Raw genomic sequence first — 12,779 nt, 5'->3', positions numbered from 1 at the left:
CTCGCTACTGTTCACTGTTCACTGCTCACTGCTCACTGATAACTGTCACAGGTGCGCCATCAACGAGACGGTTTTGTCCTTGGGTAACGACGGATTCTCCGGCTTCGACTCCGCTCATAATTTGCTGTTGGGTAATGCCTCGAATTCCTAGTTCTACTTTTCGCTGTTTAACTATTCCTTCTTCATTGACTACGAAAACATAGGGGGTTTGGTCGCGGTAAACTACTGTATTTAAAGGAACAACAACGGCGTTTGCTTCTTCTTCAACCGCAATCCATGTCAAAACTCTTTCTCCATGTCGCACGTCTTGAGTGGTTGATGGATTCAGGCGAATTCTGGCTTCAATTGCCCTTCCTCCCGGACTTATAGCAGGATTAACGGCAAAAACTTCACCTCTAGCACGAGCGTTGGCGATCAATGTTTGGTTAACAGTCTTTCCACTACCTGAATTTTTGATGTTTTTCTCTGAAGCAACATATGCTGTTTGTTCGGGTTCGACTTGCTCTCCACTCGATCCTGCTAAATCTACAATTACTTCATACTGACTCGGATCGATAATTACCATTGGTATTCTTTCCAAAATTCCTTGGTAATCGCCACCAAGTTGAGAACTTACTGCTTGAGGTGTAAAATATTCTCCTTCGGTGTAGTTAAGGTAAGCCACAACTCCGTCAAAGGGAGCGTAAATGCTGGCTCCTTCTAAAGCAACTTGTGCTTGAGTCAATCGTGCTTCGGCAGTGGTAATACTGCTTGATGTAGCCTCAAGCTGTTCTTGGGCGGCTGTGACTCCGGCTTGTGCTGACTGTACTTGGGATTCGGCTGACTGTACTTGAGATTCGGCTGACTGTACTTGAGATTGCGCTGTACGAACATCAGCCTCGGCATCTCGGAAGGTGTTTTGCCTGGTGTCGAATTCCTGACGAGGAATGACTCCTTGGTTAACTAAGGAGCGATAGCGTTCGAGATTGGTAGCCGCTAGATTGCGAGCGGTTTGCGCTTTTTGGACTTGAGTTTGCGCTTGGGATACTTGAGTTTGCGCTTGGGATACTTGCGAGCGTGCTTGGGATACTTGAGAACGTGCTTGAGCTAGATTTGCCGCAGATGCTGCTCTTTGCTTGCGTGCCTCGGCTATAGCGGCTTCGGCTTGTCGAACATCTGCTACAAGTTTGCGATCGTCAACTCGTGCTAGTAATTCTCCTTGTTTGACTCTATCTCCTTCTCGCAGTCTTCTTCCGTTGCGACGAGCCAAATAAGTTACGTCTCCTTCTACTTCAAAGGTTAGATGCTTGTATTTTGCTGCTCTAACTCTACCTTCACTGGAAACCCAAGAGCGGATTGCTTCTCGTTGCGCTTTTATTGTTCGTACAGAAAGCGGTGCAGTCTGAGTTACGGGGGCTTCTTCAGGGGCGCTTTCCCAAGGACGAATTACTGCTACACCCCCACCTAATACACCTAACAAAGCTACCAACCACCAATACTTTTTAAAGGTTGCTTTAATTTTGCGATCTTTTTTAGAAGGTTTTTCAGCCTTCTCTTCATCTGGATATTCTTGAGAATCTTTATATTCTTGAGGTGGTAACTCGCGCACTGCCATTTGTCTTGAAGATTCATCGGAATGCGAATTACCAAAATTTTCATCGAATGATGGTGAATAATCTTCCACTTTAGTTATATTTTGTTGAGGATTTACGCGATTTAGACTTAAATTTGCAGCCAAAATAGGAATAATAATTTTTATTGCTTTATTTTAAAGAAAACTCCACAGTGTTCTAATCTCCTTTAGGGATTAAACTCTACTATTGCCAAAGAAGGATTTATTCGAGTTTTACTCTCGATCGATGTAATGTATTTATTAAAATTACTTAATCAAAAACAGTTTTGTGAAACTGCCGAGACAGCGTAATTACCTACTGATAATTAAATTACGCCAAATTCTTGATACAAAGAATAGAGATGAAATTTTAATTCCAATCAAACCGAGTTTATTTTTAATGATTAATTTTTGAGCTTGTTTACGTTATTGACTCGGTGCATCTAACTTGCTACTCATCCCTGTTTCTATAACTCGCACCAAATCATCAAAAACTTTATCAATTAACTGCATATCAACTTCCAAAGGTTTTTCTTCTGCTAACTTTTGCGGATCGATATTAATTTGCTTGAGAATAAAGTTTCCTAACTCATTACCTAACAAAGTGCTGATAACATAAGCAGCTAAATCTGGTGAAATATCGCTGTTGATATCTCCTTGAGCTATGCCTTGACTAACTAACTGTTTTGTGTAATCTAATGAAATCTCTTTAGTACGTTTAACTGCTTCGTCTCTAAACGGTAAATTACCATATACAGCCCCGTTGATAATCCGGCTAATTTTGGGATGGGCTAAATCAAACTGAGCGCTTGCTCCGAGCAACCAACGCAAATAACGGAAAAAGCCCTGTTGTGGTTTTGGTGGATCTGTACTGCGTAAAAAAGTAATCCTTTCCTGACTCGCTAACTCCACAAGATGCAAATAAAGGTCTTTTTTATCCTGAAAGTATTGATAAAAGCTACCTTTAGCAATCTTCGCATCCACAACAATCCGCGAAATCGAAGCATTAGTGTAGTCATGAGTCGCAAATTCCGCGATCGCAACTTCAGTCAGTTTCTTTCTTTTGTTCTCTGGCAGGTTAAAGAAGGTTTGATTTGGCATAGCTAAGCAATTTGGCTGTTTTATTTTTTATGACCAATCAGTCACGTGACTTATTAGTCACTATATTGGTAAATGCCTCATGCTGTCAACTATTCTTGAGAAAGAGAACGCTTGATGTAGTTAATCCTTCTTTAGGTAGGTTCGTAGTAAGGAATGCGCGTCCTAAAAGAGCAGATCGCTACTTACTACGAACGTTTATTAATTCAAAGTGCGCTCGTAAATTACATTGCCTTGTGCGTCGTAAACAATCAGGGGAACGTCGGCATTATCGCTGATTGCTTCTAAAGCTTGTTGTAAGGTTTGTAAGTGATTGTTTACACCGTCGATAATGCTAGTATCTCTTTGAGTGCTGGCTTCTATCAAACTATCTTGCAGGCTTTGCTCGTAGTCGGGACTTATCCGCACTGTGATTCCTTGACTACCCATGAGATAAGTACAAACGCGAATTTCCGAAGAACAGGTTCGCTCTAAATCGGAACGGGTTTTCTGTATTCGCATGGCAACTTGTAATTTTTCTCGCGCTTGTTGGAGGGATACAGTTGCTGGTGCAATTAATTTATCGGCTTCGAGACTGTAAGAACTGCTTGTAGCAATTTGTTTGGCCGAACTTAGTCCTGTTTGCCAATTTGTAACTGCTGCTGTCCACTGGTTTTGTCGTTCGTAACGTTTGGCAAGGGAGATTGCGTTGACGGCTTGTCTATAAGTTTTGGCTGCCATCAATTCTTTCGTGTTGCGATTCTTTGCTGCTAATAATGGAGGTGTGTATTCGGATATTAGTTTTTGTGCGTCGGAATATGCCGGACTTTTGGCAGGAATTGAGTTTAATGCATTTACGGCTAGTTGCCAGGTGGCTTCAACTTTTTGCCAATCTTGCAAAGTTTTGGCGCTTGCTTGGCGTTTTTCGGCGACGATGGCTACAGCTTTAGCTGAAGTAATTTTTCGAGAATATTTATCTTCTTTCTGCAACAGAGCATTTACTGTTTCTAAGTTAGCGCGGTAGCTGACAATTTTTTCTTGCGCTAATTGGTAAAGTTCGCGATCGCGATTAATTGCTTCTAAAGGTGAAATTGCTTGTCGCCACAATCGTCGTCTATCTTGTAATTGTTCTAAGTTTGAGGTGGGGGTTTTACTTTTTTGCTCGGCTAATTGTGCTGCTTGAGAAGCTGTAAATACCTGCTGAATTTCTGATGATTTATTAGTTAGTGAGAGCGAAAGTTGTTGCGATTGTTGCGAATAAGGAGATAAACCGGGAATTTGACGTAAATTTATCCTTGCTAAATCAATTTGTCTTTGCAATCGAGCTAAATCTTGATCGGAGTTGATTTGATTAACCAATTCCCCATAAGAGCTATTTAACTTTTCAGCGGTTTTTAATTGATTGCATTTGGTTATCAAACAAGGGCGAGTAGCAACATATGCACCACCTAAAGTTGCTGAAATTATTACCCCAATTACTGCAAGCAGCATTAGTTTGATATTAAAAGCTGGCTTTAGTTGTGAATTATCGGGATTATCTGGTAAAACAGGTATTTCAGCGAGTGAGGATGAATCAGCATCGGGTTCTGAAATCGGCGAATAAGTCAAAGCTGAAGAATTTGGGACAGAAAAATTCTCCTCTACCTGTTTTTCCAGAGTTAGGGAACGTTTAGCGTAAGGAAGCTTGACTCCAACTACTCGTAAGAAAATATCGATTTTTTCTTGTTGGTACTCGCGGGAATTATGAGAAAGCGCTTCTTTAAGAACTGTAAAAATATTTTCGGTATCGACTGCCACACCCTGGGGATGCTGAGTTAAAATCATTAGCTGGTAATTTTTTACAGCACACCTAACCTCAAAAAATTCTCCAGATGGAACGTCTGCACGCAAGTGTTCCTGCAAGTTATTCGCTAACAATTGTAAATTATCCGCACGAGTCGCTACTGTCATAAAGCCCTGTTCCGTTCCGTATATTTTCAGAGATTAAAGTATGTTCAAGTGAGTCAAACTAATTTTTGATTAACTAGTTACAATATAAAATCCGAACGTACATTTTTTTAACACAACAAATGGATTTTTACAAAAACTCTAAATCTGCGAGTAAACTCTTACTTATAAGTAATTTTAAGCATAACTAGTTCAATTTTGATTGCAGGGTAAATACGTAATTATCTGCCTTTTTTAATAAAATTGCTTACTTAATAATTTTTTTCTATGGATATGATAACTTTTGGTTCAAAAGTGGGAATCATAAGAATTTAAAGTATCGTTATTATTAGCATAAATTGTTTCACAAATTAATTAATAACTAGCAGAGCCAATTGAATTTATTCTCGATAATTTATCTATGTGTTTCGGCGACTGTTCACCGACATACTTTGTACATCAGATGTATCGCTATTCAACATCGGAAAACTTCAGTTAAGAAAAATGTAAGCATTTTTACTGATGAGATCGATTACCTCATATAAAGTAATAAAGTGTAAGAATCGTTTTTTTGTTTACCACTACTACGCAATTAGATAAAATTAGTAACAGAAAATAACTGGTTTTTAACAGCTTGTTTTTAACGGCTTTAAATAGAAGACTAATTATTTGGGTGCATCGTTTGTGTTTTATACAGTACCGCTGTTACCCTCCACAAGTCGCATTAAAAGGTGTGTCAATGGAATTATTAGAGTATCAAGTAAAAGAATGGTTTGGGAAAATAGGTATCCCAGTATTACCTTCTCAAACAATTGACCATCCTACGGACTTAAAACGTTTGAAAATCAAGTATCCAATTGTATTAAAGTCTCAAATTTATGGAGGGGGACGCGCAAAAGTCGGTGGAGTCAGGTTTGTAGAAACCACAATCGATGCGATCGCCACGGCGCAAAACATTTTTAATCAGGCGATTTGTGGTGAATTACCGGAAGTGTTGTTGGCAGAAGCTAAATACAACATCGAACAAGAGTTGTATTTAGCTGTTGTTTTAGATACTGCTGTATGTCGTCCAATACTTCTGGGTTGTAATGAAGCGGATATCGAATGGGAAGAAGCTGGGGAAAAAATGCAGCACGTTGTGGTAGAGGAACAGTTTTCTCCTTTTTACGCTCGCAGACTGGCTTTAAAAATGGGTTTGCAAGGTGCCCTGATGCAGTCGGTAAGCGAAGTTATCGAAAATATGTACCGATTGTTTGTAGAGAAAGACTTAGATTTGGTAGAAATTAATCCATTAGGAGTAAATTCTTCGGGGCAGGTAATGGCTTTGAATGGAAACGTGAGTATCAACGAAAGAGCTATCCGTCGCCATCAAGATATTGCTGTAATGGCTCGGAAAATAGTTAGCCGTAACACCTCACAAGATATAGATGACTATCTTGGTAATTGGAATGGGGTAGAGATGAATGGTAGGATAGGCGTTTTGGGAAACGGTGCTGGTTCTGTGATGGCAACTTTAGATTTAGTAGTAAGCAACGGTGGTAAACCTGGAGCAAGCCTAAATTTGCGACACGCATTTTTAACAGATACTACACCAACTACTTTTAATACCCGATTAGAAAAAGCTTTACAAATTTTAGCTGCCGATAAAAGTATTCAAGTAATACTGATTAACTTTTTGGGTATTATTCCTCAAGCAGTAGAAGTTGCAGAGGTAATTGGAAACTTTATTCAGCAGCAATCAGATCGTAGTTCGGAAGGGTTTACTTCAAATAGTACGAAGATACGTCGAGGAGGCATTTTTACTCCTAAATTGGTTCTTCGTTTAGCTGGTTCCGATTTAGATACGGCTAAGAAATACCTATCAAATTTTAAAAATGTGGGTGAGAATTCTATATTACTAGTAGAAAGTTTAGATGAAGCAGTAGCTCAAGCAGTTAAGCTGATCAAGACTAAGGTTAAAAGGTAATCACAATATCATCAAAGCAAGGGGGTTTTATATATTGAAGAAGCGAGGTCTAAAAGTTTATTTTTTGTAACATCATCTGCCTTGTTTGACAGTTATCGAAGTCCGTTTAGCAAGGTATGATTTTTGTAAGCATAAATAATTCTTTGCTTGTTTATATAAGCAGAGAATTAATGCTATCGCCTCGATCTTTAATTGCAAACTAATTGAGCGATCAAGTAAAATTTATTCATATGTAAGACACTAAAATCGTTGTTGTAACTTGATTTATGGGATATCGATCAAATAAAGCGGTACATGATTTCGACAACAAACCGAAACGTTTTTAGATATGTTTTCATCTAAAAGCTGGATGTTAACATAGCTCTACTCAAAGCCCGGAAATACTGACTCAAATATAAAAACTTTGAATTCAGTATTGTTTTCACTACCTAACTCAAACAGAATAATTTAACTGTTTGATAATCTTATCTTAACCTACTCTGTTGTTTTTTTTTGAAGGTTTCAGTTTGCTTTTATCCTTTACGATTCGCGATAAGCTTTAACTAAGTATGTTTCCAACAGCTTAAGCCTATTCCGAATTAGATAAAACCCTGAAATCGTTTTCATTAATGACTTCAAAGGCTAAGTTCTCCTGAAAATTTTATGCTTTTTTATGAATTTAACGCCAGATAGTAAAGTAATTGTTCAAGGGTTCAGAGAGTTTATTTCAGCAACTCACATTTCTCAAATGAAAGCATACGGTACAAACTTAGTCGCAGGAGTTGAGCCGGGATGTGGGGGAAATAAGCAGTATGGTTTGCCGGTATTTGATTTAGTTGAGGAAGTAGTAAAAAAATTTGGGGTTATCCATACCACAATTATTTGCGTACATCCTTATCAAGTATTAGATGCAGCATTAGAAGCAATGACTTGTGGTATCCGTCAAATTATTATCATCTCTCCTGGGGTACCTCCATTAGACATGGTAAATTTATTTCGCCGTGCCGAAGCCGAAGAAACTATTATTGTGGGGCCAAATAGTCCAGGGATTATTGTACCGGGAAAAATTTTGTTAGGTACCCACCCAAGCGAATTTTATCAACCGGGAAAAGTCGGAATAGTTAGTCGCAGCACGACTTTAACCTATGAAATTGCTTGGGAATTAACTCAAGTCGGTTTGGGACAGTCAATTAGTGTAAGTATCGGTAGTGATGGAGTTGTGGGTTCTTCGTTTATCCAGTGGCTGCAAATTTTAGATGAAGATGAAAATACTCAAGCCATAGTTTTAGTTGGGCAACCTGGTGGGGGGCGTGAGGAAGCCGCAGCAGGTTATATAGCCGAAATGATTGACAAGCCCGTGATTGCTTACATCGCCGGAGTACACGCTCCACCAGCAAAACATTGGCGGCAGACAGGTACATTAGCAGCAGTTATCGGACGCGATCCAGAGTTTGGTACTGCAAAAAGTAAATTAGAAGCCTTTAAAGAAGCGAAAATACCTGTAGCACAACGCCCTTCTCAGGTTGCGGAATTGGTTAAGAAAATGCTGTAAAAAGAAAACAGGGAATAGGGAATGGGGAACGGAGAAACATATTAGATACCTGGCGGTTGAAACCAAGGCTACACAAGCAAAACCCGCCTGGGCGGGTTATAAATTAATTAGTCCACGCAGGTGGTGAGTCTAGTTTGGGGTGTCGGTTTGCGTCCCCAAAACTAGCGTTAGCGCAGCGTCTCCCCTTGGGAGATACCCGGAGGGACTTTGCCTGTGTAGAAGCACCTGGTGCCGAATACTAAGCGTAAAAGATACTGTTCACTGCTCACTGCTCACTGTTGACTGTTCGCAAATAGTGCTTTCGTCGCAGATGCACCAGCCGATTTAACTTGCTTAACTAAATACCAATTGAATAAGGCAACAATAGCTAATTGGCAAAGTAATACAAAAACAATTGTACCGATCGCAGAGTTTTCTACACCGTACCAAAAACCACTTGTAAACAACCACGAAATGCTGCCTATCAAATCGGTCTTTGAGGGATAAACATTTAGAATCAATAAAATAAACGCTGGTAAAATTATTGCTGCACTTGTTGTTCCCATTGCCCATAAATGACGTTTAGAGTTTTTCAGCATCAGCATAATTTGAGCGATTGTAGCGTAAATCATTGTCGAACTAATAAATAACAATACGCCCAAAGATCCTAAAATGTGGTGGTTATCTCGTAAAACATTTACTTCTGCATTCAAGATAATCGCAAAAAAGGCGCTGGCAGCAATCAACAGATTAATTGCAATTGCTAAAATAGCCGGACTTTTTTCACTAGTTATTAATTCTGAAAGCAAGGGTTTTTTGGAATAATCTGTACTTAAGCCAACTTTTTGATATCTAAATCTAGCCCAATCTTGTACGGCTTGTCTTGGGGGTAAAATAATTGCGAACAATCCCACAAATAGCAATAAATTCCATGCGTATAAACTTTGAAGGGCATGAAAGAACCCGTATTTATTTGTGTAATTCCCGGATAGTAAAAATCCGGAAATAATGATTTCAAAATTAGCGACAATCAAGTAACTTTGCTGTTTGCTGAAAATAGTAGCATTAGGGTTGCGAAAACAACGCTTTAATCCTTGCCAAGCCCAATAAGTCCAAATAGCATAATTCAACAAATGTATTGCCATTAAATTCAGAACATTTTTTCCTAAAGGCAAACTAAAAAAGTTTAATTGTTCTAGTGCTGGAATGCCTTTATAGAATAAGTTAGGAAACAAATAACCAGTCATGTCTACAGGACTAAATAATCTGAAAAAAGCACTACTATTATCATAAGAACTGCTCTGATTAATTGCTACCATTGCCATTAGAAACAGCATAACTAAACCGCTAGCTAACCAAGGTTTAAAACCACTAAGTGCCGAACCACCAAATATACCGAATAGCAAAGAAATACTATAAAAGCAAATACAGCTAGCCGCAAGTATTAAGTAGAAAAATGCAATGTGACTAAAAGCAATATTAGCCAGTTTTCCAGTCACAATATGGAAAGGAATCGCTGCAAGAATTACTAAATAAATTAAAACTGGAACTCCGATTAGTTTTCCAGTAAAAATGCTTGTTTCCGATTGCGGGCTAAGACGAATAAAATTCAGCGTACCTCGACGTTCTTCTTGCGATAAATCGTTAACTATTAAATAAGTTCCTGCTACTAACAGCGTAAAAATAAAAATTACGCTCATAGATAGAAACATATACTCCCAGTGGTCATGCCACCACAATTGCATATTAATTTGATTTGTAGGGCAAATATCCAATCCACTATTGTAATTTGTTGCGGCATTATTATTTAAATTACAATATTTATTATAAGTTCTGTAATTTTCACCGGGAAATGCTCGCAACTGATATAGAAATATTATCAATTGAGTAGCTAGAGATGTAGCTAAAGCTATCAAAACAGGGAAAGGTTTCAGACGACCTTTTAATTCTCTAAAAAGTTGTGGGTTCCAGTCGCCTATTTTATCAATTAAAGTAAGCATCATGTTAAGTAGTTATGAGTTAGGAGTTAGGAGTTAGGAGCTATAAATTTCAACCTTTAACCTTTGACCTTTAAGATGTTTGTTTGTGTCCAAGTTTAAGAAAAATGCTTTCTAAATCTTCTTGAGTACAGTGAAATTCAGTCAAAGGAATTCCAGAAGTTACAAGAGAACGCAATAAATCGGCAGAGTCTTGTTGATTTCCTGAAAAATCTATTTTGACGCTATCTTTATCTTTATTTGCTAATATCTCCCAATCTCCCACCAAAGGATTATTTTTAAGTTCACCTAATAGCACCTCTAAGTTTTCCAAAGTTGAAATAACTATCTGCTGGGTAGCGCAACTTTTATAAAGTTCTTGCAGCGAAGTACTTTCGACTAAAAAGCCGAGTTCCATAATTCCCACTGAGGTACATAACTCGGCTAAATCGCTGAGAACATGGGAAGATATCAAAATGGTCATTCCCGCTGACTGCAATACCTTAATGATTTCCCGAAACTGCATCCTAGCAATGGGATCGAGTCCGGAAACTGGTTCATCAAGCAGCAGTATAATCGGTTCGTGAATAATCGTTCGAGCCAAACACAAACGCTGTTTCATCCCCCTTGATAGGGTAGAAATTAAACTGTTGCGTTTATTTTCCAACTGGATCAGCTGTAAAACTTCGTGTAACCGTTTGGTACGTTTGGGTTCTTTAAGAAGATATAATCTAGCAAAATAATCCAAATAATCCCAAACCGTTAGCTCTTTATATAAAGGATAGTCATCGGGTAGATAACCCAAACGACGCTTTAAGGTAGGGCTTGTTTTATCCCGACGCAGGATCTCGCCATTTAAGTAAATCTCTCCTGCGGTTGGTTCTTCTGCTGATGCTAACATCCGAATCAGCGATGTTTTCCCAGCACCGTTAGGACCGATCAGTCCGTAAACTTCACCTTCACCGATTTCTAAATCAACATTGTTAACAGCTATATGTTTGTCAAACTGCTTATATAACCCACTGGTACGAATTGCTAATTCTTTTACCATTATTTTTGAAACCGGGATGACTTCCACTAACTTAGCCGAACCCTACAGTTTTTATCTGGATAGTTTCGGATATTGATACATATTCTTAACAAAACTTGATATTTTATCTGATGAATAGCGGTGTTACTCGTTTACGTTGATTCTCAGGGGTAATCATAGTTTGTAGTAAGCGATTTATCGCTTTCCCTAAAGGACTTAAGTCCTTACTACAAACTCATCATAATTTTATCTGGCAAAGTGCTAGCTGTATCTCCACCTTCCATCGGCAGTAATATATAGCCCAACTCAATTTGCTATGATGAGTGAAAATACTAATCAAGGATTTATTTAGTTATCATCCCTAATCTCAGGGAAAATACTGTATTTATAATTACCTTTTTTATATATCAACAAGTGAATCTACCAGAAACAAGCCAGTGAACCACGAAGCTAACGAATCGGGTGATATAGTTAATCAAAGTTCGGAATCCAAGCAAGCCGAAAATCAACAGCAGCAAAGTATCCGAGACAAAATAATTAATCAAGTTCTCAAAGGTGAAAATCCTAGCAGTTTAAACTTAATTTTCACCGATTTAAAGGAAGCAAAGTTAATTGGTGTCAACCTCAACAAAATGTATTTAAGTGGTGTTGAGTTAAGCAATGCCAATTTAACAGGTGCCCAATTGATAGAAGTTGATTTAAGTGAAGCGGATTTGAGCGATGCCAGATTAGTAGATGTTCAATTAATCGGTGCTAATCTTAACAGCATAAATTTAATTGGAGCAAATCTTAACAACGCTAATTTAAAAGATAGCAATCTTAGTACTGCCAAGCTGAATAATGCTTGCTTAATTGGTGCTAATCTAAGCGGTGCTAATTTAAGCGGTGCCCAATTACTAAATGCCAATTTGAATAATACCCAATTATATAAAACTTATTTATGGAATGCTAACCTTAATAATGCTCAGTTAGTCAATGCTGACTTAACTGGTGCCTATATGAATAATGTCAAACTTAATAGTGCTAACTTAACTCGTGCGATTCTTAAAGATGCTCAACTTGCTGAAGCCAAGTTAAAGAATGCCAATTTAGAATGGGTTGACTTTAACCGTGCCCAATTAGATAACGCTAACTTGAAAAATGCTAACTTAAGTGGAGCTTGTTTAGAAGAAGCTAACTTATTAAATGCAAACCTTGAAGAAGCTATTCTGCATAACACAGACTTAAGAAAAGCAAATTTAACTAATACCAACCTGATGAATGCAAAAGTTGAAAATGCTCGCTTTGGTTGGAATATAGGCATTAGCGAAGAAGTTAAACTTTATTTAAAGCGCGAAGGAGCAATTTTTGAAGATGACTAATATCCCTCTTCTAAGAAACCAAAGTAATCAAGTTAGAAAAAGCTTCAGTTGCATCTAACAAAGCTTTACTTTGAAATACATATTCGCTGTAATCTGCCAAATTATCCAAACCAACCACATTTAACATAACTTCAGCAGTTACCCATGCAGAAGTTTCAACAAATAGTTTGCGCCATTTTACTCTCTTCATCTTTTTTTCCTCATCTCAAATATCATAGGACTTACGCAGCGACAACGTAAAATGTAGTATTCCAGACGTTGAGATCCCCCCAACCCCCCTTAAAAAGGGCAGGGCTGTTTCATTCTCCAGAGAAAAATGGTTCAATTACAAATAGGATAAGT

The 12,779-nt window shown here is 38.2% G+C and carries 9 protein-coding genes; 3 read left to right on the top strand and 6 right to left on the bottom strand.

Going from position 1 to position 12,779, the window contains the following annotated elements:
* Positions 1-25: 25 nt before the first annotated feature.
* The 3 genes from ACM03V_RS15215 to ACM03V_RS15205 form a co-directional block, all read right to left on the bottom strand.
* Positions 26-1,717, bottom strand: a complete 1,692-nt coding sequence (locus ACM03V_RS15215) for an efflux transporter periplasmic adaptor subunit (RefSeq protein ID WP_414621635.1) — start codon at positions 1,715-1,717, stop codon at positions 26-28.
* A 300-nt stretch (positions 1,718-2,017) separates the two neighbouring features.
* On the bottom strand, positions 2,018-2,692 hold the full coding sequence (locus ACM03V_RS15210) for a TetR/AcrR family transcriptional regulator (RefSeq protein WP_414621634.1): 675 nt from the start codon (positions 2,690-2,692) through the stop codon (positions 2,018-2,020).
* Positions 2,693-2,890: 198 nt separating this feature from the next.
* On the bottom strand, positions 2,891-4,618 hold the full coding sequence (locus ACM03V_RS15205; RefSeq protein WP_414621633.1) for a hypothetical protein: 1,728 nt from the start codon (positions 4,616-4,618) through the stop codon (positions 2,891-2,893).
* A gap of 715 nt (positions 4,619-5,333) precedes the next feature.
* Here ACM03V_RS15205 and ACM03V_RS15200 point away from each other — a divergent pair.
* Positions 5,334-6,560: an ATP-grasp domain-containing protein gene (locus tag ACM03V_RS15200; protein WP_414621632.1), complete on the top strand. Its 1,227-nt coding sequence runs from the start codon at positions 5,334-5,336 to the stop codon at positions 6,558-6,560.
* Positions 6,561-7,212: 652 nt separating this feature from the next.
* The gene (locus ACM03V_RS15195) at positions 7,213-8,091 is read left to right on the top strand and encodes a succinate--CoA ligase subunit alpha (RefSeq protein ID WP_414621631.1); all 879 of its coding nucleotides are present in this window, start codon (positions 7,213-7,215) and stop codon (positions 8,089-8,091) included.
* 272 nt (positions 8,092-8,363) lie between these two features.
* Here ACM03V_RS15195 and ACM03V_RS15190 read toward each other — a convergent pair whose 3' ends face one another.
* Both ACM03V_RS15190 and ACM03V_RS15185 read right to left on the bottom strand, forming a co-directional pair.
* Entirely contained in the window at positions 8,364-10,073 is a 1,710-nt protein-coding gene (locus ACM03V_RS15190) for a hypothetical protein (RefSeq protein WP_414621630.1), read from the bottom strand.
* A gap of 67 nt (positions 10,074-10,140) precedes the next feature.
* Complete coding sequence (locus ACM03V_RS15185; RefSeq protein ID WP_414621629.1) at positions 10,141-11,097, bottom strand: ABC transporter ATP-binding protein; 957 nt, start codon at positions 11,095-11,097, stop codon at positions 10,141-10,143.
* A 416-nt stretch (positions 11,098-11,513) separates the two neighbouring features.
* Here ACM03V_RS15185 and ACM03V_RS15180 point away from each other — a divergent pair, with 416 nt between their 5' ends.
* On the top strand, positions 11,514-12,437 hold the full coding sequence (locus tag ACM03V_RS15180; protein WP_414621628.1) for a pentapeptide repeat-containing protein: 924 nt from the start codon (positions 11,514-11,516) through the stop codon (positions 12,435-12,437).
* A gap of 10 nt (positions 12,438-12,447) precedes the next feature.
* On the opposite strand, the gene ACM03V_RS15175 is transcribed toward ACM03V_RS15180, so the two are convergent.
* Positions 12,448-12,627 carry a hypothetical protein gene (locus ACM03V_RS15175; protein WP_414621627.1) on the bottom strand — a complete coding sequence of 60 codons (180 nt, stop codon included), beginning with the start codon at positions 12,625-12,627 and terminating at the stop codon, positions 12,448-12,450.
* Between the last annotated feature and the right edge of the window lie 152 nt (positions 12,628-12,779).

It is taken from the genome of Calothrix sp. CCY 0018, assembly GCF_963920925.1.
Taxonomy (GTDB): Bacteria; Cyanobacteriota; Cyanobacteriia; order Cyanobacteriales; family Nostocaceae; genus Rivularia.
The sequence above is the reverse complement of the archived record's forward strand: the minus strand, read 5'-3'. Positions and strand labels throughout refer to the sequence as shown.

What these genes read in the sequence shown, in the direction of transcription:
- ACM03V_RS15200 (WP_414621632.1), top strand. Translation starts at nt 5,334, where the DNA reads ATGGAATTATTAGAGTATCAAGTAAAAGAATGGTTTGGGAAAATAGGT.
- ACM03V_RS15175 (WP_414621627.1), bottom strand. Translation starts at nt 12,627, where the DNA reads ATGAAGAGAGTAAAATGGCGCAAACTATTTGTTGAAACTTCTGCATGG.
- ACM03V_RS15185 (WP_414621629.1), bottom strand. Translation starts at nt 11,097, where the DNA reads ATGGTAAAAGAATTAGCAATTCGTACCAGTGGGTTATATAAGCAGTTT.
- ACM03V_RS15190 (WP_414621630.1), bottom strand. Translation starts at nt 10,073, where the DNA reads ATGATGCTTACTTTAATTGATAAAATAGGCGACTGGAACCCACAACTT.
- ACM03V_RS15195 (WP_414621631.1), top strand. Translation starts at nt 7,213, where the DNA reads ATGAATTTAACGCCAGATAGTAAAGTAATTGTTCAAGGGTTCAGAGAG.
- ACM03V_RS15210 (WP_414621634.1), bottom strand. Translation starts at nt 2,692, where the DNA reads ATGCCAAATCAAACCTTCTTTAACCTGCCAGAGAACAAAAGAAAGAAA.
- ACM03V_RS15205 (WP_414621633.1), bottom strand. Translation starts at nt 4,618, where the DNA reads ATGACAGTAGCGACTCGTGCGGATAATTTACAATTGTTAGCGAATAAC.